Source organism: Lentilactobacillus parabuchneri DSM 5707 = NBRC 107865 (assembly GCF_001435315.1).
GTDB lineage: Bacteria > Bacillota > Bacilli > Lactobacillales > Lactobacillaceae > Lentilactobacillus > Lentilactobacillus parabuchneri.
In genome coordinates this window covers 335,026-359,597 of sequence record NZ_AZGK01000001.1, presented here as the reverse complement: position 1 = coordinate 359,597, position 24,572 = coordinate 335,026, and the positions used below count along the sequence as shown (strand labels likewise).

The 24,572-nt window shown below is 43.7% G+C and carries 24 protein-coding genes; 23 read left to right on the top strand and 1 reads right to left on the bottom strand.

Annotated features, from left to right (window positions below):
• From FC51_RS01820 to FC51_RS01800, 5 genes are all read left to right on the top strand, one after another.
• A complete protein-coding gene (locus tag FC51_RS01820) occupies positions 1–750 on the top strand; it encodes a Stp1/IreP family PP2C-type Ser/Thr phosphatase (RefSeq protein WP_057909091.1) in 750 nt (249 codons plus the stop codon).
• Positions 743–2,782, top strand: a complete 2,040-nt coding sequence (gene pknB, locus FC51_RS01815) for a Stk1 family PASTA domain-containing Ser/Thr kinase (protein ID WP_057909092.1) — start codon at positions 743–745, stop codon at positions 2,780–2,782. The genes FC51_RS01820 and pknB overlap by 8 nt, the downstream gene beginning before the upstream one ends.
• Positions 2,783–2,852: 70 nt before the next feature.
• The gene (rsgA, locus tag FC51_RS01810; protein WP_057909093.1) at positions 2,853–3,743 is read left to right on the top strand and encodes a ribosome small subunit-dependent GTPase A; all 891 of its coding nucleotides are present in this window, start codon (positions 2,853–2,855) and stop codon (positions 3,741–3,743) included.
• A gap of 11 nt (positions 3,744–3,754) precedes the next feature.
• Positions 3,755–4,408 carry a ribulose-phosphate 3-epimerase gene (rpe, locus tag FC51_RS01805; RefSeq protein WP_057909094.1) on the top strand — a complete coding sequence of 218 codons (654 nt, stop codon included), beginning with the start codon at positions 3,755–3,757 and terminating at the stop codon, positions 4,406–4,408.
• The gene (locus FC51_RS01800; protein ID WP_057909095.1) at positions 4,409–5,071 is read left to right on the top strand and encodes a thiamine diphosphokinase; all 663 of its coding nucleotides are present in this window, start codon (positions 4,409–4,411) and stop codon (positions 5,069–5,071) included.
• A gap of 153 nt (positions 5,072–5,224) precedes the next feature.
• Here FC51_RS01800 and rpmB read toward each other — a convergent pair whose 3' ends face one another.
• On the bottom strand, positions 5,225–5,410 hold the full coding sequence (rpmB, locus tag FC51_RS01795) for a 50S ribosomal protein L28 (protein ID WP_008856832.1): 186 nt from the start codon (positions 5,408–5,410) through the stop codon (positions 5,225–5,227).
• A 221-nt stretch (positions 5,411–5,631) separates the two neighbouring features.
• Between rpmB and FC51_RS01790 the strand changes: the two genes are divergently transcribed.
• From FC51_RS01790 to hslU, 18 genes are all read left to right on the top strand, one after another.
• Complete coding sequence (locus FC51_RS01790; protein ID WP_013727939.1) at positions 5,632–5,994, top strand: Asp23/Gls24 family envelope stress response protein; 363 nt, start codon at positions 5,632–5,634, stop codon at positions 5,992–5,994.
• Between the two features lie 28 nt (positions 5,995–6,022).
• Positions 6,023–7,735: a DAK2 domain-containing protein gene (locus tag FC51_RS01785; protein WP_057909096.1), complete on the top strand. Its 1,713-nt coding sequence runs from the start codon at positions 6,023–6,025 to the stop codon at positions 7,733–7,735.
• A 70-nt stretch (positions 7,736–7,805) separates the two neighbouring features.
• On the top strand, positions 7,806–9,836 hold the full coding sequence (gene recG / locus FC51_RS01780) for an ATP-dependent DNA helicase RecG (protein WP_057909097.1): 2,031 nt from the start codon (positions 7,806–7,808) through the stop codon (positions 9,834–9,836).
• Between the two features lie 16 nt (positions 9,837–9,852).
• Entirely contained in the window at positions 9,853–10,896 is a 1,044-nt protein-coding gene (plsX, locus tag FC51_RS01775) for a phosphate acyltransferase PlsX (RefSeq protein ID WP_057909098.1), read from the top strand.
• 51 nt (positions 10,897–10,947) lie between these two features.
• Positions 10,948–11,190 (top strand): acyl carrier protein, encoded by a 243-nt coding sequence (gene acpP, locus FC51_RS01770; protein WP_057909099.1) that lies wholly within the window; start codon positions 10,948–10,950, stop codon positions 11,188–11,190.
• A gap of 85 nt (positions 11,191–11,275) precedes the next feature.
• Positions 11,276–11,986 (top strand): ribonuclease III, encoded by a 711-nt coding sequence (rnc, locus tag FC51_RS01765; RefSeq protein WP_057909100.1) that lies wholly within the window; start codon positions 11,276–11,278, stop codon positions 11,984–11,986.
• A gap of 14 nt (positions 11,987–12,000) precedes the next feature.
• Complete coding sequence (gene smc, locus FC51_RS01760) at positions 12,001–15,552, top strand: chromosome segregation protein SMC (RefSeq protein WP_057909101.1); 3,552 nt, start codon at positions 12,001–12,003, stop codon at positions 15,550–15,552.
• Positions 15,553–16,935, top strand: a complete 1,383-nt coding sequence (gene ftsY, locus FC51_RS01755; protein ID WP_057909102.1) for a signal recognition particle-docking protein FtsY — start codon at positions 15,553–15,555, stop codon at positions 16,933–16,935.
• 81 nt (positions 16,936–17,016) lie between these two features.
• Complete coding sequence (locus tag FC51_RS01750; protein ID WP_057909103.1) at positions 17,017–17,358, top strand: putative DNA-binding protein; 342 nt, start codon at positions 17,017–17,019, stop codon at positions 17,356–17,358.
• Positions 17,359–17,372: 14 nt separating this feature from the next.
• Entirely contained in the window at positions 17,373–18,809 is a 1,437-nt protein-coding gene (ffh, locus tag FC51_RS01745) for a signal recognition particle protein (RefSeq protein ID WP_057909104.1), read from the top strand.
• A 162-nt stretch (positions 18,810–18,971) separates the two neighbouring features.
• Entirely contained in the window at positions 18,972–19,247 is a 276-nt protein-coding gene (rpsP, locus tag FC51_RS01740) for a 30S ribosomal protein S16 (protein WP_057909105.1), read from the top strand.
• Between the two features lie 16 nt (positions 19,248–19,263).
• Complete coding sequence (locus FC51_RS01735) at positions 19,264–19,512, top strand: KH domain-containing protein (RefSeq protein ID WP_057909106.1); 249 nt, start codon at positions 19,264–19,266, stop codon at positions 19,510–19,512.
• Between the two features lie 85 nt (positions 19,513–19,597).
• Positions 19,598–20,119 (top strand): ribosome maturation factor RimM, encoded by a 522-nt coding sequence (rimM, locus tag FC51_RS01730; protein WP_057909107.1) that lies wholly within the window; start codon positions 19,598–19,600, stop codon positions 20,117–20,119.
• Entirely contained in the window at positions 20,116–20,916 is an 801-nt protein-coding gene (gene trmD, locus FC51_RS01725; RefSeq protein ID WP_057909108.1) for a tRNA (guanosine(37)-N1)-methyltransferase TrmD, read from the top strand. The genes rimM and trmD overlap by 4 nt, the downstream gene beginning before the upstream one ends.
• Before the next feature lie 89 nt (positions 20,917–21,005).
• On the top strand, positions 21,006–21,368 hold the full coding sequence (gene rplS / locus FC51_RS01720) for a 50S ribosomal protein L19 (protein ID WP_057909109.1): 363 nt from the start codon (positions 21,006–21,008) through the stop codon (positions 21,366–21,368).
• Positions 21,369–21,631: 263 nt separating this feature from the next.
• Positions 21,632–22,576, top strand: a complete 945-nt coding sequence (gene xerC, locus FC51_RS01715; protein WP_057909110.1) for a tyrosine recombinase XerC — start codon at positions 21,632–21,634, stop codon at positions 22,574–22,576.
• A 13-nt stretch (positions 22,577–22,589) separates the two neighbouring features.
• Positions 22,590–23,132, top strand: a complete 543-nt coding sequence (gene hslV, locus FC51_RS01710; RefSeq protein WP_057909111.1) for an ATP-dependent protease subunit HslV — start codon at positions 22,590–22,592, stop codon at positions 23,130–23,132.
• A gap of 14 nt (positions 23,133–23,146) precedes the next feature.
• Positions 23,147–24,559: an ATP-dependent protease ATPase subunit HslU gene (gene hslU / locus FC51_RS01705; RefSeq protein WP_057909112.1), complete on the top strand. Its 1,413-nt coding sequence runs from the start codon at positions 23,147–23,149 to the stop codon at positions 24,557–24,559.
• Positions 24,560–24,572 lie beyond the last annotated feature (13 nt).

The window sequence follows — 24,572 nt, the reverse complement described above, 5'->3', positions numbered from 1 at the left end:
TTGCAAATTGCTTATCAGTCCTCGACCGGCAAAGTTCGTGACAAAAACGAAGATGCCGTCGGCGCATTTAAAAATAAAAACGGCTTGATTCTCGCCTTAATTACTGATGGTATTGGCGGCAATAATGCTGGTGAAGTGGCTTCTCAAATGGTTGTCAGTCATATGGGAGAAAGCTTTGAACAAACTGAGATTTCGAGCCTGGATAAAATTGAAACCTGGTTTGAAAATCAACTTGCCAAGGAAAATTCAGCCATCATTGACGAATCAAACACAGATACGCGGCTGCACGGCATGGGCACGACAATTGTGGCGGCCTTAATCGACGGTAAGCAAAGTTTGATTGCCAATATCGGAGACAGCCGCGGCTACGTGTATTCGGATGGGCAGTTTATCCAAATTACCGAAGATCATTCCTACGTCAATGAGTTAGTCAAACATGGCGACATCACGCCTGATCAAGCCAAAACCAATCCTTACAAAAATATTATTACTAAAAGTCTCGGAATCAATAATGATTCAGCAGCCGATTTTAGGCCATACACCGCCAAGCCGGGTGATCAGATTATGCTGTGTACCGACGGGCTGACCAATATGGTTGACGATGCCGATATCGAAAAAGTGTTGGCCATGGATGAAGAACTGCAGTCCAAATGTGATATGCTGATTGATTTGGCCAATGAAAACGGTGGCTTGGACAATATCACCATTTTAATTGCCCGTTACGATTCGGAGGTGGTCGCCGATGAATAAAGGCTATGTGTTAAATGGTCGTTATGAAATTATCGGCCGCTTGGGCGAAGGTGGAATGGCTGACGTCTATTTGGCTGAAGACCTTATTTTAAAGCGGAAGGTTGCCGTTAAATTATTGCGGTTGGATTTTCGAGATAATCCTAAAGCAAAGAAACGCTTCCAACATGAAGCCATGGCGGCAACACAGCTGGATAATCCCCACATCGTCGGCATTTATGATGTTGATGAGGTCGAGGGGATGCAGTATCTGGTCATGGAATACGTTGATGGCGAGGATCTCAAAAAATACATCAAGGACAACTTTCCCATTCCGTATGCAGAAGTTGTCAATATTATGGAGCAAATTTGTTCGGCCGTCAGTGAAGCGCACCGTCATAATATTATTCACCGGGATCTGAAGCCACAAAATATCCTGGTTGATAAAAATGGGTATATCAAGATTACCGATTTTGGGATTTCCCGGGCCGGATCCGAGGACACGATGACCCAGACGCGTTCGATTATCGGCTCGATTCACTACCTGTCTCCCGAACAAATCAAAGGCGAGATGGCGACTGCCCGCTCGGATATCTATTCGTTAGGAATCATCCTTTACGAAATTTTGACCGGTAAAGTTCCCTTCAACGGCGACACCGCCGTTTCGATTGCAATCAAGCATTCCCAAACTCCGATGCCATCCGTTAGAGATTTCGATCCGCGAATTCCTCAAGCCATGGAAAACGTGATCTTAAAAGCAACTGCCAAGAATCCGAATGACCGTTATCAATCCGTCAATGAATTAGCAGCCGACTTAAATACGTCGTTGGATAAATCACGGGCCAATGAAGCCAAGTTCACTGTTCCGTCCCAGAACACCGGGGTGGATGAGAAAACTCGGGTGATGCCATTTACCCCCTTAACGGATCAGGGTCAAACAGCCAGTGCCGATGCCCAAAAGCGCGAAACACCGGCTGGTCAGACTAAAAAAGGCAAAAAACCTGATAAAAAACGCCGCCGTCGAAAATGGTTCATTATTGGCGGTATCGCCGGGCTATTGGTGCTGATTTTGGCAATTGTGCTGGTTGCTTCAGCCACCGGGAAAACCACCGTTCCGGTTATTTCTGGAACCTTGGAATCTGAGGCCGAGGCTAAAATCCAGGACGCCGACCTAACAGTCGGCAGCGTCAAATATGAAAGCAGTGATAAAATTGACCGCCACAGAGTCATTAGTTCCTCACCCAAAGAAGAAACCAAGGTCAAAAAGGGCACCAAAGTCAACTTAGTGGTCAGCTCTGGGCCAAGAAAAGTCAAGGTTGACAACTATGTGGGTCAAAACTACGATGCGGTCAAACAAAAGCTTGAAGATGAAGGCTTTAAAGTGCGGAAACGAAACGCGCCTTCAAGTTCATTTAAACCCAGCAAGATTCTCCAACAGGATTTTCAATCCGGCGCACGACTGAATCCAGCTAAGCAAACGTTGACTTTCGTGGTCTCTACTGGTATTAAACAAATTACCCTCAAGGATTTAACCGGGATGACTAAGGCGCAGGTCGTTTCATACTCGAATAAAGTTGAAATTAATCCAACTTTTGACTACGTCTACTCTGATGATCAGCCAAAAGGGCGCGTCGTTCGGCAATCACCAAATGCCAATCAATCTATCCAGCAGGGCGGTAACGTGGCCGTGTGGATCTCTCGTGGACCAAAGAAAGATGATTCAGATCAGCTGAAGAGCTTTAACGTTCGAATTACGATTCCTTATCTACAGGCCGAATCCGCTAGTGCCAGCTCAGCATCGTCATTGGATCCAAGCGGCGAAGCAAGTGACGACTCACAAGATGATCAGTCCGGTTCCAATGAAAACGTGGTGCTGATTTATCTTAAGGACCATGATCACAGCTTATCGAACGTCTACAAGCAAATGGTGATTACCAAGGATACGGCAGTCACCTTGCCATTTAAGCTGACAAGTAAAGAGGTCGGTAAGTATAAGGTCGTTCGTGACGGAAAAACGATTATGCGCGATAATAATGTCACTTACGATTCACATTAATAAATTACTGCAAATTAAAGTCACTTCTCTTATAATAAAAGGGAAGTGATTTTTTTATCGAGGTGATCAGTTGAAACAAGGAAAAATTTTTCAGTCATTAAGCGGCTTTTATGATGTCCATTCGGAAGGAAAGATTTATCGAACGCGGGCCCGGGGTAATTTTCGCAAACGCAAGATTACACCACTGGTCGGCGACGACGTTGAATTTCAAGTCGAAGATGACGACAAGGGATACATTCTCAAAATGCTTCCCAGAAAAAACGCGTTGGTCAGACCGCCGATTGCCAATATCGATCAGGCGATTGTCGCAACTGCCACGACACAACCAGAGTTTTCCAGTAACCTATTGGATCGGCAGTTAATTGCCCTGGAAATTGGCAAGATCAAGCCAATTATTTATTTCACCAAAACAGACTTATTGGACGACAAGCAGTTGGACTACTTTAAAGCGTTAGCGGCTGATTACGCCAAGATTCCTTATCAGGTTATTTTGCCGGATCAGGCATTTGATGAAAATTCATTGGATCATTTACGCCAATTGTTTTCAGGAAAAGAAAATGTGATAATGGGACAGACCGGTGCCGGCAAATCGACGTTGCTCAATCACCTCGCTCCGGATTTAAATTTGGCAACGGGCGAGATCTCCACCGCTTTGAATCGGGGCAAACATACGACTCGAAAAGTGGCCCTTCTACGTGTCAATGACGGCTTTATTGCGGACACACCGGGATTTTCATCGTATGATACGTTGGAAATCGATTACCGGGAACTGGCGAACTATTTCCCTGAATTTAAGCGGGCATCTGTTAAATGTCGCTTTAGGGGATGCGTCCACGTCAACGAACCCGACTGTGAGGTGAAGCGACAAGTCGCTGCCGGAGACATCATGTCGAGCAGATATGAAAATTATTTGCAACTGTACACCGATATTAAAAATCGGAAACCAAATTATAAAAAGTGAGGAAGTTAATTATGATTAAAGTTGCACCTTCAATTTTGAGTGCTGATTATGTCAATTTGCAAAAAGATGTTGAAATGGTCGATAAGGGTGGCGCAGAAGTGCTGCATATTGACATTATGGATGGTCAATTTGTACCCGCTCTTTCCTATGGCCCCGGCTGGGTCAAAGCCATTCGCCCAATCACCGATATGGTCCTTGACGTTCACATGATGGTTCAATCACCAGAACGCTTCGTGGACCAATTCGCTGATGCCGGCGCTGATATTATCGGCGTTCACACTGAAGCGACGCCACATATTCACCGCGCTTTACAGATGATTAAGAACAAGGGCGTTAAGGCAGAAGTTGTCATCAACCCAGGAACCCCTGTTTCAGCCATTAAGCCGGTCTTGTATATGGTGGATCAAGTCTTAGTGATGACGGTTAACCCTGGATTCGGCGGTCAAAAGTTCCTGCCGGAAACCGTTAAAAAGATTGCCGAATTAAATGAAATTAAAAAATCAGAGGGCTTGAACTTCGACATTGAAATTGATGGTGGCGTCAACGATCACACTGTTGTTGGTGCTTATCAAGCCGGTGCAACGGTTGCAGTTGCCGGATCCTATGTATTTGATGCTGATGACCCGGTTAGTCGAATCAACGCGATAAAGGATGCTACAAAATAAATGAAACGATTAAATCTATTGGTCGGCGGTCCGATTGACCTCTGGCCTGATGAATTGAAAAACGGACAGGTTAGCGGCGACTGGATTGGGATCGATAGAGGAAATCTCCATTTAATTGAAAAGGGGATTGATCCCTTGGTAGCGATTGGTGACTTTGATTCTTTGAAACCTGAAGAATTGCAGTTGGTTCGCGACCACATCTCAGATATCCGCCAGTCAATTCCTGAAAAAGATGACACTGACACGCAATTGGGATTAAAGGTTGCCTTGCAGGAATATCACGCGGATCGTTTGGATATTTATGGTGCCACTGGTGGCCGCTTGGATCATTTTCTGGCGAATCTGTGGATGGTCCTGGAGCCACGGTTTAAACCTTATGCACCAAAAATTCGCATGATTGACAAGCAAAATACCCTGACCTTTTTTCTACCCGGAGACTACCAGATTCAAAAAGAAGCCGATAAAAAATATTTGGCGTTTGTGGCATTGACACCGATGGATCACCTAACGCTATACGATGAAAAGTATCGTTTGGATGATTACCAGGTCAAACACCCGATGTCGCTTGCCAGCAATGAATTTGTCGGCGAAACTGCCAAGTTTCAATTTGGCAGTGGGGTCATGTGTGTGATTCAAAGTAAGGATATTAACCGGTTTAATTAATACTGAAAATCAAATTTGTGACATTATTTGGCTGCACCAGCTCGTTGTTGGTCAGTCAAAAAAGGATTGAGTCATTCTCACGGAAATGTGAGGTTGACTCAATCCTTTTTCATTGTAATAAAAAAGATCGATCATCATCGATCCAAGTTATTGCTATACACGGGTTACTTTACCTGATTTAAGGGTCCGAGCAGAAATCCAAACCTTCTTAGGCTTGCCATCAACAAGAATCCGAACTTTTTGCAAATTTGGCTTCCAGCTGCGACGACTTGAGTTTAAAGCGTGTGAACGTTTGTTACCAAAGTGGGTACGCTTACCATTAATAAAATCCTTTGCCATGGGTAACAAATCTCCCTTCTCTTCGATTTTAGTGTTAAATGTCTGTTTCATTACACTAGAATAATTTATCATAGATACATTGATATTGCAATACTTTTCTTTCAAGTAATTATACTTGACAGCTCTTCAAACACTGACGAGATTACTTTGGTTTTTGGTGTTATTGTGGTAATATTAACTATCGTTAATAGGTAAATAGAAAATTAAGGAGGCTGCTACAGATGGCCGTCAAAATCAAAACAAGATTTGGAACAGTTGATATCGACAACAACGTGATCGCAAATGTTGTTGGCGGTGCTGCGACCGATAATTACGGAGTAGTTGGCATGGCGAGTCGCAACCAACTTAGAGACAACGTCAATACCATTTTAAATCGTGAGAACTACTTTAAAGGCGTCGTTGTGAAACAACACGACAATGAAATTGAAGTGAATGTGTATATTATCGTTGCCTACGGGAATAAGATTTCCGAAGTTTCAAAAAATGTTCAAGCAAAGGTTAAGTATAACCTGCAAAGTATGCTTGGCGTATCTGCAAATTCGGTCAATGTAATCATTCAAGGCGTTCAGGTAATGAACGACTGATTACTGAGTGACCAAGGAGGACAAGTAGTTGAAAGTTACAGAAATTACCAACACCGAATTTACGGCAATGGTTCAAGCAGCCGCAACTAAATTAAATAAAAATGCTGATTTTATCAATTCACTCAACGTGTTCCCGGTTCCTGACGGTGATACCGGAACCAATATGAGCCTCTCTATGGCCAGTGGATACAAGTACGTGAACAAAGATACCAGCCAGAAGGTTGGCGACCTCTCCGGCGCGCTTGCAAAGGGATTATTGATGGGGGCCCGGGGAAATTCCGGTGTTATTCTATCACAAATCTTCCGTGGCTTCTCCAAGTCTACAGAAGGCAAACAAACCCTGAGTGCACAAGACATTTCCGATGCCTTTATTGCCGGGACGGAGATTGCTTATAAATCTGTTATGAAGCCAACTGAAGGAACCATCTTAACCGTGGTTCGAATGGCTGCTTCCGCTGGTAAAAAGACAGCGGCGACGACCAATGATGTGGTCGCCGTCATGGACGCCATTTATGAGGCGTCCAAAAGCGCTCTAGAAAAGACCCCTGACTTACTGCCGGTTTTAAAACAAGTTGGCGTCGTCGATTCAGGCGGTCAGGGACTTGTTTTTGTACTGGAAGCATTCGATGATGTTTTAAACGGCCGAGACGAATCCGAATCCGGAGACTATCAGCCAAATGATGCCGAGATGAATCAGATGATTAAAGTGGCCGATCAAAGTGTACAAAGTAAATTAAATCCTGAAGATATTGTTTATGGTTACTGTACCCAAATCATGGTTCGAATTGGGAAAGGCAGAGAAGTCGATCATCAATTTGATTATCAGACTTTTTACGACTACCTCGCCAAGCTCGGTGATTCACTTCTGGTCATTAACGACGACGATATCGTGAAGGTTCACGTCCACACCGAACATCCTGGAAAAGTCCTCGCTTGGGGGCAGGAGTTTGGTGATTTGGCAACCGTTAAGGTCGATAACATGCGACTTCAACAAGAAACAATCATCGAAAATGATGATGAAACCCCTGATCAGGATGATTCACCAATCCAAAGAGCTGAAAGTATCAGTACCCAGCAACCAGTGTCAGATACAGCTATTATTTCCGTTTCATCTGGTAAAGGGTTGAATGAGTTGTTCCAAAGTTTGGGTGTCAATTACATCGTGAGTGGTGGTCAAACAATGAATCCCAGCACAGAGGATATTGTTAATGCCATTAAGAATACCAATGCTAAGCAAGCCATCGTTCTGCCGAATAATAAGAACATCTTTTTGGCAGCCGAACAAGCCGCAGAAGTTGTTGATATCCCGACAGTAATTGTCCATTCCAAGACAATTTCACAGGGAATTACGGCAATGCTTGGATTTAATCCTGAAAACTCACTTGAAGACAATCAAAAGGCAATGGAAGACAACTTGCCAACTGTTAAATCAGGACAAGTGACGACTGCGATTCGGGACACCAAGATCAACAACTTGGAAATCAAGAAGGATCAATTCATGGGAATCGTAGACGGCGATATTTCAACTGTCGGCGACGACCTGGTTGAAACAGCCATTCAAATGGTTCAAAAGATGCTCGACGAAGACAGTGAAGCCATTACCATTATTTATGGCGATGGCGCCGATCAAGCACTAGCAGAAAAAGTTCAAGACGGTATCTTGAAGTTGGATGATGAATTGGAAGTTGAAATTCATGAAGGTGACCAACCGGTTTACCCATTCTTAATTTCTGTCGAATAAACAACTTGGTAAAAGTTTGGTCAACGTGGCCAAACTTTTATTTATCTCTAGTAAAAAAAGGGGGGATAACATGGCCAGCTTAAGTGATTCAGTTGCGGTTCTTAAAGGGGTCGGCGAAAAACGATTAACAGCTTTAAACAAGTTGGGAATTAATACCATCAATGACCTTTTGACCTATTATCCCAGACGTTATGATGACCTCTCGCTCAAGGATCTTAAAACCGCTGTTGATGGGCAGAAAGTCACCGTTAAAGGGACGATTATCAGTGAACCGACGGTGACCTTCTTCGGACGTCGACGAAGCCGGTTAAGTCTGCATTTAAAAATTAATGATGATATTTATACCGTTACCTTCTTCAATCAACCGTGGCTGAAAAAGCAACTTGAACTAGCCGACCAGGTGATTATTTTTGGAACCTATAGTCGCGCCCGGAATCAAATTCAAGGGATGAAGATTTTAAGCGGTGAGCGAAATGACACCTACGACTCCATTTATCCAAGCAATAAAGAGGTCAAGCAAAATACCATTAAGCAGCTGGTAAAATTAGGTTTTGACACGTATGAGGATCAGCTGGTGGACATCATTCCACAGTCATTAAGGGAAAAATACCGACTGGAATCGTTTCACGATACGATTAAAAATATTCATTTTCCAGACTCGCCAATTGCTGCTAAAAAAGCGTTTCGAACCGCTAAGTTTATGGAGTTTTTCTTATTCTCAATGAAAGTTCAGCTCTTAAAACAAACCCACCGAAAGCCCGACCCTGAGGCTAAGATTACTTATGATTCAAAGCTTCTTGACACTTTTACACAACAGCTCAAATTCAAGTTGACTGACTCCCAACAAAAAGTAGTTGGTGAAATTTTGGCGGACATGGCCCAACCCATTGAGATGAACCGGCTTCTTCAAGGTGATGTCGGAAGTGGCAAGACCGTGGTTGCCGCAATGGCAATTTTAGCCGCCATTAGTGGCCATAAACAGGCGGCTATTATGGCTCCTACCGAAATTTTAGCAGAGCAGCATGCCAACACATTTGCCAAGTTGTTTGCCGGTCTCAACGTTAATATTGCGTTATTGACTGGAGCGACTACCGGACTGGCAAGAAAAGCGATGCTCCCTAGGATTGCCGATGGCGAAGTGAACCTGATTGTGGGGACTCACGCGCTATTTCAAGACCAAGTTGACTACCACGACCTTGGATTGGCCGTTATCGACGAACAGCACCGGTTTGGCGTCAATCAGCGTCAGGCACTGCGGTTAAAGGGCCACAGTACGAATATGCTGGCAATGACGGCCACACCGATTCCGCGGACGTTAGCGATCACCATGTACGGCGACATGGACGTATCCGTCATCGATCAGATGCCACAGGGCAGAAAGCCGATTAAAACAACTTGGATTCCCTCGGCTAAGACCGATTCTGCGTTACGGTTTGTCAAAAAACAGCTGGATTTAGGCAATCAGATTTATGTGGTGACACCTTTGATTGAAGAGTCCGAAGCCGTTGATATGAAAAATGCCACGGCAATCTTTGAACGATTTAAAGCCATTTTTGAGCCCCAGTATGCCGTTGGCCTGCTCCATGGTCAAATGAGCGATCAGGAAAAAGACCAGGCTATGCAGGACTTTAAAAATAATCAGTTTCAAGTCATGGTGGCAACCACGGTGATCGAAGTCGGCGTCGACGTCGCCAATGCCAACACGATGTTGATTTTTGATGCCGACCACTTTGGCCTGGCACAATTGCATCAGCTTCGTGGCCGGGTTGGCCGCGGGTCGACTCAGGCCTACTGTATTTTGATTGCCGACCCGAAAAATGAGATTGGCAAACAGCGAATGACGGCAGTTGCCAGCAGTACCGACGGCTTTTTCTTATCCCAAAAAGATTTGGAGTTGCGCGGCCAAGGCGATATCACCGGCAATAAACAATCAGGGATGCCCGATTTTAAAGTCGGCGATCCGGTCGGTGACCTGAACATTTTACAAGTCGCCAACCAGGAAGCCCAGAGCATCACGATTCACAAGAATTGGCAAAAAAAGCCAGAAAATGTACAATTAGCACAGTATTTAAAATATAATCAAACGATCACGACTGATTAAAAAATAGGAGTTAAACATGAAAATTGCAGTTGACGCTATGGGCGGCGATTATGCCCCAAAAGAAGTTGTTGAAGGAATTGAACTGGCTCGAGATGCTTATCCAGACGTTGAATTTCAGTTGTTTGGTCAAACCGACCAGATCAAAAAGTACTTAAAAAACGATGATCACATTCAAATTATGCAAGCCGATGAAGTCATCGAAATGGGTGACGAACCGGTAAAGGCCGTTCGCACCAAGAAGCAATCCAGCATTGTCTTGGCTGCGACCGCCGTTAAAGAGGGCACTGCCGATGCATTTTTCTCAGCTGGTAACACGGGTGCCATTCTGGCCGCTGGCTTGTTTATCGTTGGCCGGATTAAAGGAATTGACCGACCGGGTTTGACGACCACGCTGCCGGTAATCGCTGAAAAGGATCAGGATAAATTTGTCATGATCGACGTTGGTGCCAATGCGGACACCAAAGTTTTAAACATTTATCAGTACGCTTTGATGGGTAAGTATTACGCCCAAAACGTCAACCAGGTGGAAAATCCCCGGATTGGCTTGTTAAACAACGGAACCGAAGCCGATAAAGGTGATATGAATCACCGCAAGGTCCACGATTTGCTGGCAGCGGACAAGGATTTAAACTTTGTTGGGAACGTTGAATCTCGTGAACTCTTAAACGGTGTCGCCGACGTGGTTGTGACCGATGGCTTTACCGGCAATGCTGTTCTCAAGAGTATTGAAGGAACCGCTTTGTCAATGCTGAAGTTAATCAAATCAACCATTATGTCAGACGGAGCCAAAGCCAAATTCGGGGCGTTAATGCTCAAAGATGCCTTCCACAAAATTGGCGGTTCCATGGACTACTCACAATACGGCGGGGCAGTCTTGCTGGGGGTTAAAGCGCCGGTTGTTAAAACTCACGGCAGCAGTAAAGCCGATACGGTTAAGAACACCATTGGGCAAATTCGCCAGATCATTTCATCAAACATGATTCCCGATCTTGACCAATACGTGAGCGACCACGCCGAAGCGTTGAAGCAGATAAAAGAAAGTATCAAAAGCACTAAATAGTTGATATAATGGTAACTAGCAAATTAATTTTATGGAATAGGTGTTTATCAAATGGATAAAGATGCGATTTTTAACAAGATAGCCGACCTTGTGGCTGACGAATTTGATGTCGACCGCAGTAAAATTACCGGTGACTTAAATTTCAAGAACGATTTGGACGCAGATTCAATTGATTTTGTTGAATTTGTCCTGGACCTTGAAGACACGTTTAACGCAGAAATTTCAGATGAAGATGCTGAAAAATTAAACACAATTAATGAAGCAGTCGATTACGTTATGGCCCACCAATCGTAATCACCACGATGAATTGAAATTATTTCAGTATTGATATAATTTCAATTTTTTACTGTTATTCAAGCATCATTTTGGAGGTATAAGGTTGATAAAGGGTTTAAATGAAATGTTAAAACAAGATTTTGACATTCATATGAATGATCAAGATCTACTTGATGAGGCGTTTACACAGGCTTCATACGTCAATGAACACCGCGGCGAAGGATTGAAGTTTTACGAACGCTTAGAGTTTTTGGGAGATGCGGTTTTGCAGCTCATTGTTTCCGATTATATCTTTAAACGCTATCCGAAAATGCCGCAGGGGCGATTAACTCGGTTAAGAGCAGCGATGGTTAACGAACAGAGTTTCAGTACATTTGCTCGAGAGTGTCATTTTAACCGTTATATTCGCTTGGGCAGGGGCGAAGAAAAAGCCGGCGCCAGGGATCGAGATTCGCTTCTCTGTGATATTTTCGAATCATTTGTTGGCGCTCTTTATTTAGATCAGGGGCAAGCTGAAGTAACCCGGTTCGTTCAAAAAGTGATTTTCCCAAAGCTCGACGAAGGGATGTTTGCGGAATTTTTTGACCATAAGACGGAATTACAAGAATTGGCTCAAGCAGACGGCCCGGTTGATATTGATTACGAACTAGTCGATGAATACGGACCGGATAACGACCGTTCGTTTAAGGTCAACGTGGCTATCGATGGGAAGCTTTATGGCGTCGGCATTGGCCACTCCAAAAAAGGTGCTGAACAAAAGGCCGCGCAACAAGCCTTGAGCCACTTTAATACAGAAGGAGACAATCTAGTTTAGACTGGAGAATTCATGTGCAACTTAAATCCATTGAAATTGTAGGTTTTAAATCTTTCGCAGATAAGACCACCATTAAGTTTCCTGGTGGAATGACCGGAATTGTCGGCCCTAACGGGAGTGGTAAGAGTAATATTGCCGAATCGATTCGTTGGGTAATGGGGGAACAATCTGCTAAAAATCTCCGTGGATCGCGGATGCCGGACGTTATTTTTTCCGGCGCTGCTGATCGACGGTCTTTAAACATGGCCTCAGTGACCCTGATTCTTGATAATTCGGATCACTATATTAAAACGCCGTTTGATGAACTCAAATTATCCAGAAAATTATTTCGAAATGGCGACAGTGGCTATTATCTAAACGAAAAGCAGTGTCGTTTAAAAGACATTACCGATTTATTTATGGATACTGGAATTGGTCAGGGGTCGCTTTCAATCATCTCCCAGGGAAATGTTGAAGAGATTTTTAACAGCAAGCCTGAAGAGCGCCGTTCAATTATTGAAAATGTCGCCGGCGTTTATAAATATAAGCAGCATAAAACCACCGCCCAAAAAGAAATCGATGAAACGTCGGATAATCTGAACCGGGTAGAAGACATCATTCACGAACTCAAGGGTCGTTTGGCACCACTTGAAGAACAAAGCAGCCTGGCCACAGACTACTTGGATCAAAAGAAACGACTGGATCAATTGGAAAAACAACAGTTGATTTTATCCACTCAACAGGCTATGTCTGATGCCGGCCACTTTAAACAGGCGGTTTCCGAAAAGTCTGATTTGGTTAACAAACTTTACGCCCAAGTGACGACCAACGAAAATTCACGCGATAAATTAAAAGCGACTTTGGCCGACAATCGAAGCCAAGTTGATCATTTAAACGATGAAATTTTGGCAATGACTGAAAAAATCCAGTCATTGAAAAGTCAGCACCAACTGTCAGATCAGGAAAAGAGTTTTAAAAATGCTGATTTGAAACGGATTTCTGAACAAATTAAACTCACTGATAAACAAATCGCCGATTATCAGGTCAAGTTAACTCAATCCGTGGATGCCGGCAAACGCATCAAAATTAAAATTGACAATAAAAATAAGCATTTCGCCGATCTTTCCGAACAAGAAAAACAAAATAGCGTTTCTGTAATTGAATCTGAAATTGATGACTTACGGAATCAATACGTTGATTTGTTGCAGCAAAAAACCGACATTAAGAACCAAATTACGTTGAAAAGCCACGATGATCAGCAGTTTACGGAACGTCTGAATGCGCAGCGTGAGCGAATTTCAAAGGCCGAACATGACTTAAAACAAGCCCAAGACGAGCTAATTGCAAAGCAGGCTGACCTCAAGGATACTCAGGCACAACTCGCTGAAATCGACAGCCAGCTGGCAGATTTGACGACCTTATTGACCACCCGTCAACAAGAAGTTGACAGTTCGCAGGCAAATTGGCTGGCAGCACTCAAGGTGGCCGAACAGGCAAAAGCCAAGGCCAACTCACTGAAAAGTCTCCACGATTCATATCGCGGCTTTTATCGTGGTGTCGCTAATTTACTGAAACACAAGAATGAATTAACCGGCATTATGGGCCCGGTATCTGACTATCTGGAAATTGATGACCGTTACGTCAAGGCGATCGAAACTGCCTTGGGCGGCCAGGCTCAACACGTCATTTCAACTGATAATCGAGCAGCGTCAGCGGCAATCAAATTTCTGACCAAGAACCGATTGGGAAGAGTGACCCTTTTGCCGGTTTCCACTATCCGCAGTCGTCATTTAAATAGCGGGATTGTCCGCTTGGCGGAAGAAGTAGCCGGATACATCGGTGTCGCCAGCGACCTGGTGAAAATGCCTGAGAATTTGACTCGGATTAAGGAATTTTTGTTGGGCACCACAATCATTGCCGATAATTTGGACAATGCGATCCAAATCAGCCGCAAGATTAGTCAAAAAACGCGCGTCGTGACTTTGGACGGTCAAGTGGTCAATGCCGGTGGTTCATTAACCGGTGGTGCCAATCGAAATGACAATCAAGGAGTTTTGGTTCAAAAAAACGAATTAGAATCACTTGAAAAGTCCACTGCTGAGATGGATCAAAAACTTGCTGAAAAAGAAACCGCTCTTAAACAGGCAAAAGCTGAATTAGCCAAAATATCAGCTTCACATGAGCGTGGTCAGCAAAAGCGGTTCGAATTTCATCAGCGAGTTCAAAGCTTGAAGAGTCAATGTGACAGTTTGCAGAATGCGGTCTCGACAAAACAACGTGAATTAAAGACGCTTGAACTGGCAATGAAAAATGCTGCTTCACAGCAGTCAACCAGTGATGAATCTCAGCTTAGTCAAAAACAGGCAGACATTGAACAAAAACTGCAGCAGACCAACAACCAGCTTGACGAAAAACGTGTTCAGCTGGCGAACGTGAAACAATCCGCCGAAACGTTTGCCACCCAAAAGCAGGCGCTTCATGAAGAAATTGTGGTTGAGCAGCAAAAATTACGTCAACTGCAAGTCGACCAAGCTGCCCTCAACAAACAAGTTTCGAACCACCAGACCGATAAAGCCGGCTTGTTGAAGCAACAACATCAACTTCAAGAAGAACTGAGCAAGCAAGTCGATTCCGGCAGCTTAAACGCCGAAATTAAACAATCAAGCCAAAAACAAACTGCTTTAAATCAGCAGCTTCAACAACTTAAAAGCAAGGTTGAAGCCGGTTCAACTGCCGTGGATCAATTAAACCAGACGATTCAAGATGAACAGATCAATTTAAACAATGCCAAGTACGAACTCAAAGCTGCTCAACAAAAATTGGCTAAGAATCAACAGAATTTAGATGCCAATCTGGCCAGCTTACAGGAACAGTACCAAATTCAAGTTCAGGATTTGAATAATCCGGACTGGAATTGGGATCCACAACAACTTGCCGGACAAATCAAGATGCTGCGGACGGGAATTAATGAAATCGGTCCGGTTAACGTTGGCGCCATTCAGGAGTTTAAGGCCGTTTCACAACGCTATGATTTCTTGATGAAACAAAAGCAGGATCTTCTGGATGCCAAGGATCATTTAATGGCAACCATGCAGGACATGGATTCAACCATTTCCAGCCGCTTTAAGGATGCCTTTGACAAGGTTGGTCGTGCGTTCGGCCAGGTTTTTGTCGACATGTTTGGCGGCGGCGAGGCCAAGTTGGTCTTAACCGATCCTAATGATCTGCTTAATACAGGAATTGAAATTATGGTTAAGCCGCCTGGCAAGAATTATCGTAATTTGAACCTGTTGTCAGGTGGGGAAAAGGCATTGACAGCCATCACGCTGTTATTTGCGATCATCAAGGTGCGGCCGGTACCATTCTGTATTTTGGATGAAGCCGAAGCGGCACTGGATCCGTTTAACGCCGACCGATTTGCCAAGTACCTCAAGCGGTTTGGTGATGAAACCCAGTTCGTTGTGATTACCCATCGAAAAGAAACCATGATTTACGCCGATCAGCTGTATGGGGTTACCATGCAGGAGTCTGGTGTTTCAAAAGTCGTAACCGTTAATTTGGATAATTTAAAAACAGAGGTGAGTTAATTGGGTCTTTTTGATATATTTAAACGTCGTTCCAAGAAAAATGAAGAAGAAATCAAAAAAACAGCAGAACCAGCTGAGTCAAAGCAGGATCAAGACAATGCATCAACGACTCAAGAAAATCAGTCAACAACTGATGAGCCATCAAAGCAAGCAGATGCGGACCAAGGTTCAACGACCACTGATGTCGACCAAACTCAATCCGAAACACCAGCCGAACCGACTGAGCCTAAAGAATCACAAGCTGAAGAACCCGTGCAACAGCAGCCGAGTGAGCCAGAAACGCCTGATGATTCCAAGCAAGCACCACAGTCTGTTGAAAAGGCTGAACCAAAGATAGCCAACCATGAGTCTGAGGATGAATCGCTAACAGAGAAAGCCCCGGAAGAATCCACGGGCGCTGAGCCTGAGGACAAATCCGTCCCGGATGCTGTCGAAGAAAAGCCAGAATCAACTACGCGGCAGTATGAAAAGGGTCTGGAAAAGTCCCGTTCGTCATTTGGCGCCAAATTAAATGCCTTGTTGGCTAATTTTCGACATGTCGATGAATCATTTTTTGATGATCTGGAAGATATGCTGATTGAATCAGACGTTGGCTTTGAAACATCTATGAGAATCGCTGATGAATTACGTGATGAGGTTAAGCTTCAAAACGCCAAGAAACCCAAAGATGTTCAAAACGTGATTGTTGAAAAGCTGATTGATTTATACGATAAGGCCGGTAACGGCGAAAACGCCGAGATTAACATGGCCAAAAGCGGCCCAACCGTTATTTTATTTGTTGGTGTCAACGGCGTCGGTAAAACGACAACCATTGGTAAAATGGCCAATATGTACAAACAGCAGGGTAAAAAAGTTGTCCTGGCTGCCGCCGATACTTTCAGAGCGGGGGCCATCGAACAGCTAAACGTTTGGGCAGAACGAGACGGTGTTGACATCGTTAAAGGAAAGGCCAAGAGTGATCCGGCATCGGTTGTATTTGATGCTGTTAAAAAGGCCCGGGATGAGAACTATGATATCTTGATGGTCGACACGGCCGGAAGACTTCAAAATAAGGTCAACTTGATGAACGAATTAAGCAAGATGAAGAAGATTTTGACCCGTGAAATTCCTGAAGCCCCTCACGAAGTCCTTTTGGTGTTGGACGCAACAACTGGCCAAAACGCGATGACCCAAGCCAAAATGTTCAAAGAAGCTACTGACGTTACTGGAATTGTGCTCACCAAGTTGGACGGAACTGCTCGTGGTGGAATTGTTTTGGCAATTAGAAGTGAGCTCCATCTGCCAGTCAAATACGTCGGCCTGGGTGAAAAGGTCACTGATCTAAAGCCGTTTGATCCAAACGACTTTGTCTATGGGCTGTTTAAAGGATTGATTTCAGAATAGCCTTCTCACAATAAACATTGACTGAAGTTGTATAAATCGGTAATCTATATTACGTATCGAGTCTCAAAGGAGCGCGTCGACATGGAACTTGAGAAAAATAATTACATTAACTCGTTGTTCGAATTTTATGAACCGCTGTTAACCAAGAAGCAGGCGAATTATATCGAACTGTACTATGCTGACGATTACTCACTTGGAGAAATTGCTGAAGAATATAACGTCAGCCGGCAAGCCGTTTACGATAACATTCGCCGCTCGGAGAAAATCCTCCAAGCATACGAAGATAAGCTCAACTTGTACCACAGCTTTGTCGATCGCAATGACAAGTTGGACCAGATCCAATCATACGTCGAACAAAACTATCCTAAAGACGAAAAGCTGAATTCAATGATCAGCAATCTCGAAACAACTGAAGAACAATGAAAGTGGTGAATTAATTGGCTTTTGAAGGATTAACCGAACGTTTACAAAATGCCATGAAAACGTTACGTGGCAAGGGCAAGGTCTCGCAAGCAGATTTGCGGGCAACCATGCGAGAAATCCGTCTGGCTTTACTCGAGGCCGATGTTAACTTCCAGGTCGTCAGAAACTTTGTCAAGACCGTGGAAGAACGTGCCAACGGTGCCAAGGTGCTGGAAGGCTTAAATCCATCTCAACAAATCGTTAAGATTGTCGATGAAGAATTAACCAAGACCATGGGGGAAGAAGCCGTTCCCCTCAACAAATCCGAGAAGATCCCAACAATCATTATGATGTCGGGGCTTCAAGGTGCTGGTAAGACGACAACTGCCGGTAAATTAGCATTAAAATTAAAAAATGAACAAAATGCGCGGCCACTGTTAATTGCCGATGATGTGTATCGACCAGCTGCCATTGACCAATTACAGACGGTCGGACAACAAATTGACGTACCCGTTTTTCAGCTCGGAACGGATGTTGATCCGGTTGAAATTGCCAAACGTGGGGTTGAAAAAGCCAAAGAAGACCACAACGACTACGTGATTATTGATACCGCCGGTCGTCTTCAGATCGACGAGAAATTGATGGGCGAATTAAGCGACATCAAGAAAGCCGTCAGTCCTGACGAAATTCTGTTGGTAATTGATGCCATGACGGGTCAAAATGCCGTTGCAACCGCCGAAGGTTTCAACAAGACGTTGGACGTTACCGGTGTGGTTTTAACCAAGTTGGATGGCGATACCCGTGGTGGTGCCGCGCTTTCAATTCGAGCAGTGACCGACAAGCCAATCAAGTTTGTTGGTCAAGGTGAAAAGATGACCGATTTGGACGTCTTTTATCCTGACCGAATGGCTTCTCGAATCTTGGGGATGGGTGATATGCTTTCACTTATCGAAAAGACGCAGCAAGAATATGACGAAAAACAAGCTCAGGAACTTTCGGAAAAAATCAAGGAGAATACCTTTGACTTCAACGATTTTCTTGATCAGCTAAGTCAAATTCAGAAAATGGGCCCACTGGATGAAATCATGAAAATGATTCCTGGGATGGCTAATAATCCAGCCCTCAAAAATGCCAACATGGATCCCAAAGATATTGAACATCTCAAAGCAATTGTTTATTCAATGACCGATCAGGAACGAACCGATCCAGATGTTTTAAATCCGTCTAGACGACGTCGAATTGCCCGAGGGTCTGGTCGGCCAGTTCAAGAAGTCAATCGAATGATTAAACAGTTCAGCCAAATGAAGACCATGATGAACAAGGTGTCGAAAGGCAATATGTCCGGAATGGAAAACATGATGAACAGTACCGGAATGGGCGGTAAAATGTCCAAGCTGGCGATGAAACAGTTTAGCCGCAAGATGAAGAAAAATAAAAAGCGCCGGTTAAAGAAAAAACGGAAGCGCAAGTAATTTTCTGACAAGATTTAACACTAATACACCAATTATTTGCTTAAAAGAAACCACAAGTTATCAATAGCCAAGCCATTTTGACGGTGTAAAGAAAAAAACCTTTACAACCATTCAAATTACTGGTATATTATTAATCGTTAAAACATTACAGGAGGTAAAAGCATGTCAGTTAAGATTCGTTTAAAGCGCATGGGTTCAAAGAAGCGTCCATATTACCGTATCGTTGTTGCCGATTCACGTAGTCCTCGTGACGGCCGTTTCATCGAAAACGTTGGTACTTACAGCCCATTAACTCAACCAGCCAAGGTGACTCTTGAAGAAGAATCAATCATGAACTGGTTAAACAATGGTGCCCAACCATCTGATACTGTTCGTAACATCTTATCAGATGCCGGCATTATGAAGAAATATCACGAAGCTAAATACTCAAAAAAGTAAGTGAGTGATTATCATCATGACAAGTATTGATGGTTTAATTAATAAGATTATCTCACCGTTAGTTGATTATCCTAAGGATATTGAGATTTCGCATAACGAATCCGATCGTTTTATGGAATATCATTTACGTTTGAACGCAGATGACATTGGTAGAATTATTGGAAAGCATGGCCACGTGATTCAAACAATCAGAACAATTGTTTACAGTGTTCCGATTGAGGGCCAAAAGAAAGCTCGTTTGATCGTCGACGATGAGAAGCAATAAGGGTTCTTAAGCGAAACGTTTGTTTTGTTTAGGCCCTTTTTTCTTGTTCTAAAACTACGATGAATAAAGCTGGAGGAAATAGTTGATGGATTATTATAACGTTGGAAAAATTGTCAATACTCAAGGCTTAAAGGGAGAGGTTCGGGTGATCTCGACGACTGATTTTCCTGATAAACGGTTCAAAATTGGCAATACAGTTTACGCAAAACTACCTAATAAGTCCGGTTTAGTCACGTTGGTTATTGATGGCGTTCGAAAGCACAAGGGCTTTATACTCCTGCATTTTAAAGATCACCCATCCATTAATGACGTTGAATACTTAAAACCATCAGAATTAAAGATTGACGACAGTAGTCTTTCCAATGATGACCTCAAACCGGGCGAGTATTACTATCATCAGATTATTGGCTTAACGGTCGTTGACACTGATGGCCATCCAATCGGGACGATTAAGGAAATCCTGTCTCCTGGGGCCAATGACGTTTGGGTCGTGGAACGGGCTAACCAAAAGGATCTTTTATTACCAAAGATTGATTCTGTCATTATTGACGTCAATCTGGATTCAGGAACCGTTACAGCTGACGTTCCGGAGGGCTTGGACGAATGAGAATTGATGTTTTAAGCTTATTTCCGGAAATGTTTACTGCCCCAATGCACGATTCAATTATTGGCAAGGCGGTTGAAAATCACATTGTTGATCTGAACGTCACCAACTTTCGAGCATTCACCAAAGATAAGCATCGTCACGTGGATGATTACCCATTTGGCGGTGGTGCGGGTATGCTGCTGCAGGCCCAACCGATTTTAGACGCCTATGATCACACTAAACAGGTGGCTGAGGCTGCTGGTTATCCAAAGGGCAAGGTGATCTTAATGGATCCGGCCGGAAAACCATTTAAGCAACAAGATGCCGAGCTGTTATCACATGACGAACATCTGACATTTATTTGTGGTCACTACGAAGGTTACGATGAACGGATTCGATCGATTGTGACCGACGAATACTCATTGGGCGATTTCATTTTGACTGGTGGCGAATTACCCGCAATGGTGATGATCGACGCAATTTCGCGTCTCATCCCCGGCGTTTTGGGCAACAACCAATCCAGTGTCGAGGAATCATTTTCAACCGGTCTGTTGGAAGAACCCCAATACACGCGTCCAGCTGAGTTTAGAGGAATGAAAGTTCCTGAGGTGTTGATGAACGGGGATCACAAAAAGATTGCCCTGTGGAATCAAAAAGAAGCCCTAAGGCGGACTTACTTGCGCCGACCGGATTTGATCGACCATCGAAGATTAACCAGCACGCAAAAAAAGCTGCTTGCCGATGTTCGAATCGAAGAGGAAGAACGCCAGGCTGCCAATGCAGCTGACAAGAAAAACACCTTTACAGACAAGTCATAATTGTGGTACACTAATTTTTGGCGCAAGCCGCAAAACAACATTCCGCTGTCATACAAGATAATGAATGTTAGTGAAAGGAAGATTTGTTTATGCGACAAAATCAATTGATCGAAAGCATCAATGAAAAGCAACTACGTAATGACATTCCTGATTTCCGTGCTGGAGATACTGTGAAGGTTCACGTTAAGGTTGTCGAAGGTACCAGAGAACGTATCCAGTTGTTTGAAGGCGTTGTTATCAAACGTAAGGGTTCAGGCATTCAAGCAACCTACACTGTTCGTAAAGTAAGTAACGGTGTTGGTGTTGAACGTATTTTCCCACTTCATTCACCACGAGTAGAAAAAATTGAAGTTGTAAGACAAGGTCACGTTCGTCGTGCCAAGCTTTACTACTTACGTGACTTGCAAGGTAAGGCTGCTCGTATTCGGGCCTCACTTCGTGCACGTTCGTAATCACAACAAAAAGGTTGGATCAGATTTTCTGATTCGATCTTTTTTTGTATTTACTTATAGGATTTATTAAATTTTAAAAGGTTAATTTCTGATAAAGACTCACCAGATTTCTGGTTCAATCAGCGGATATTCGCTAGAATAACGCTAATTCATTTTTTATGAATGAATTAACGAAAAAATAGGTAATTATCAGCACATCCGGCGTTTATTTGCTATCATGGTAATAGTGCTTGTACGCGATTACATTGTTGAGGATGGTGGCTATGGTTGAGTTAACTAAGGATCAAAAAAATATTAACTGGTATTTGAAGTATCTCAAAAGTGATCGCAACTATTCTGCGGATACCATCCAAGCGTATCAGCAAGCCATTTCGGACTTTGTTGATTTTATTGCGGAAGTTCCAGAGGATCAAAAGCAATTGACCGAAGTCGACGCTTTTGATGTTGAGTCATTTCTGACGCATTTATACGAAAAACAATACGCCAGAAATTCAATCGCCCAAAAAGTTTCAGCCTTAAAGTCCTTTTATGCCTTCTTGGTCAAAAGCGACGTTATCAGCAACAATCCTTTCGAATACGTTCATCTAAAGACCAACAATCGCAGATTACCCCGATTTTTATATCAGGATGAAATGCGGGCATTGTTTGACGGCGCCAAGCAAAATTCGGATAAACGGCTTGGACTTCGTAACTTGGCGGTATTAGAGACGTTGTATGCGACTGGGATTCGGGTGAGTGAATGCGCTGGGATTCAATTAAACGACATTGATTTGGACAACCGAACCATATTGGTCACCGGAAAGGGCAATAAGCAGCGCTATGTCCCGTTTGGTGAATACGCGCAAAATGCAATTGAAGCCTGGTTAACAGACGGCAGAACGCAAATTATGGCCAAATACAAGCAGGTCCATTCGTTTCTGTTCGTCAATCATTACGGTCGGCCACTGACCGCTCGGGGAATTGAATACATCATGGATGAGATCGTCCAAAAAAGTAGTCTCACCACTAAAATTCATCCCCACATGCTGCGCCACACGTTTGCGACTGAAATGCTCAATAATGGCGCCGACATGCGGTCGGTACAAGAACTTTTGGGCCACAGCAGCCTATCAACAACCCAAATTTACACACACGTCACAAAATCACATTTAATGAATGATTATAAGAAGTACTTCCCACGGAATAATGATTCGTTAAAATCTAATTAAAAAGGGGTATATTATGCCAATCAAATTTGAAGCAACCACCATCGTCGCCGTTCGTCACAACGGACATCTCGCAATGGCCGGGGACGGTCAGGTCACTATGGGTGAAAAAGTCATTATGAAGGGAACCGCACACAAGGTTCGCCGGATTTACAATAACCAGGTCGTTGTTGGGTTTGCCGGCAGTGTTGCCGATGCCTTCAACTTGGAAGAACGGTTTGAAAAAAAGCTGAGTCAATTTGACGGTGACTTAAAACGATCCGCAGTTGAACTTGCTCAAGAGTGGCGCGGTGATCAACAACTTCAAAAACTCGAAGCTTTGCTGATTGTGATGAACGACAAGGACCTGCTCTTAGTATCAGGCCAAGGTGAAGTCATCGAACCGGACGATGATATTTTAGCAATTGGATCTGGTGGCAACTTTGCGCTGGCCGCAGCAACCGCAATGAAACATCATGCTCAAAATATGAGTGCCAGAGAAATTGCCGAAGCTGCCATTCACATTGCCGGAAACATTGACATCTTCACCAACCAAAACGTCATTTCTGAAGAATTATAGAGAGGAATTTAAAATTGACAGAATCTACTCAAACACCTAAAGAAATTGTCGAAGTTTTGGACCAGTACATTGTCGGCCAAAACGACGCTAAAAAAGCGGTCGCCGTCGCCTTACGCAACCGGTACCGCCGAATGCAATTATCCAAAGAGATGCAGGATGAAATTTCACCTAAAAACTTGTTAATGATTGGACCCACCGGTGTCGGGAAAACAGAAATTGCCCGTCGGTTGGCCAAAATCGTTAATGCACCGTTTGTTAAAGTTGAAGCAACCAAATTTACCGAAGTCGGCTATGTTGGTGGCGATGTTGAATCAATGGTTCGCGACTTGGTTGAAAATGCGATTCAACTTGAGCGGGCTGATCAATACAAACAAGTTCACGTGGAAGCCGAAAAAAAGGCCAACAATGAATTAGTCAAGCTCTTGGTCCCAGCAAAGAAAAAAGAAAATCGCCAAAATGAAATGCAAAATCTGATGAATATGTTCAGCCAACTTCAAAACGGTCAGGCGCCCACTCAAGACAATACCGACCAAGAAGAAGTCACCGACGATGTCCGTGAAAAACGAATGTCAGTTGCCGAAAGACTACACGCCGGCTTACTTGAAAATGACCAAGTCGAAATTGAAATGGACGATCCTTCCCAACAACTGTCCGGTCAAAATACGATGCTCAATCAAATGGGCATTGATTTAAACGATACCTTATCCGGTTTGATGCCCAAGAAGAAGATCAAGCGAACGGTTCCCGTCAGTGAAGCCCGCGAAATTTTGACTCGTCAGGCTTCTGAAGCACTGATTAACAAGGCTGATTTATATCACAACGCCATCGTTCGCGCTGAAAATACCGGGATTATTTTCATTGACGAAATTGATAAGATTGCCGCCGGCAGATCTCAAAACAGCGGTGAAGTTTCTCGCGAGGGTGTTCAACGAGACATTCTGCCAATCGTTGAAGGGTCTCAAGTCAACACCAAATATGGGGCAGTCAATACCGATCACATGTTGTTTATCGGCTCAGGAGCCTTTGCTGAAAATAAACCATCCGACTTAATTCCTGAACTGCAGGGCCGTTTCCCAATTCGAGTGGAACTCAAAGATTTGACCAAAGACGACTTTGTGCGTATTTTGACTGAACCAACCAATTCGTTAACCAAGCAATACATGGCTTTGATTGGAACGGATAATATTAAAGTGACCTTTACCATCGAAGCGATCAACCGAATTGCTGAAATTGCGACTGACGTCAACCACAACACCGATAATATCGGTGCCCGTCGCCTGCACACAATTCTTGAAAAGCTGCTCGAAGATATTTTATACGAGGGACCTGACATGCAGATGGGCGATATCACGATTACTGAGAAGTATGTAGACGATAAAGTCGGCAAGCTCGCTCAAAATAAAGATCTTTCGCGTTACATTCTTTAATACTTGGAGGCAG

Coding starts and splice junctions, on each gene's coding strand:
- pknB (WP_057909092.1), top strand. CDS start 743: ATGAATAAAGGCTATGTGTTAAATGGTCGTTATGAAATTATCGGCCGC.
- rpe (WP_057909094.1), top strand. CDS start 3,755: ATGATTAAAGTTGCACCTTCAATTTTGAGTGCTGATTATGTCAATTTG.
- FC51_RS01800 (WP_057909095.1), top strand. CDS start 4,409: ATGAAACGATTAAATCTATTGGTCGGCGGTCCGATTGACCTCTGGCCT.
- rpmB (WP_008856832.1), bottom strand. CDS start 5,410: ATGGCAAAGGATTTTATTAATGGTAAGCGTACCCACTTTGGTAACAAA.
- FC51_RS01790 (WP_013727939.1), top strand. CDS start 5,632: ATGGCCGTCAAAATCAAAACAAGATTTGGAACAGTTGATATCGACAAC.
- recG (WP_057909097.1), top strand. CDS start 7,806: ATGGCCAGCTTAAGTGATTCAGTTGCGGTTCTTAAAGGGGTCGGCGAA.
- plsX (WP_057909098.1), top strand. CDS start 9,853: ATGAAAATTGCAGTTGACGCTATGGGCGGCGATTATGCCCCAAAAGAA.
- acpP (WP_057909099.1), top strand. CDS start 10,948: ATGGATAAAGATGCGATTTTTAACAAGATAGCCGACCTTGTGGCTGAC.
- FC51_RS01750 (WP_057909103.1), top strand. CDS start 17,017: ATGGAACTTGAGAAAAATAATTACATTAACTCGTTGTTCGAATTTTAT.
- rpsP (WP_057909105.1), top strand. CDS start 18,972: ATGTCAGTTAAGATTCGTTTAAAGCGCATGGGTTCAAAGAAGCGTCCA.
- FC51_RS01735 (WP_057909106.1), top strand. CDS start 19,264: ATGACAAGTATTGATGGTTTAATTAATAAGATTATCTCACCGTTAGTT.
- rimM (WP_057909107.1), top strand. CDS start 19,598: ATGGATTATTATAACGTTGGAAAAATTGTCAATACTCAAGGCTTAAAG.
- trmD (WP_057909108.1), top strand. CDS start 20,116: ATGAGAATTGATGTTTTAAGCTTATTTCCGGAAATGTTTACTGCCCCA.
- rplS (WP_057909109.1), top strand. CDS start 21,006: ATGCGACAAAATCAATTGATCGAAAGCATCAATGAAAAGCAACTACGT.
- xerC (WP_057909110.1), top strand. CDS start 21,632: ATGGTTGAGTTAACTAAGGATCAAAAAAATATTAACTGGTATTTGAAG.
- hslV (WP_057909111.1), top strand. CDS start 22,590: ATGCCAATCAAATTTGAAGCAACCACCATCGTCGCCGTTCGTCACAAC.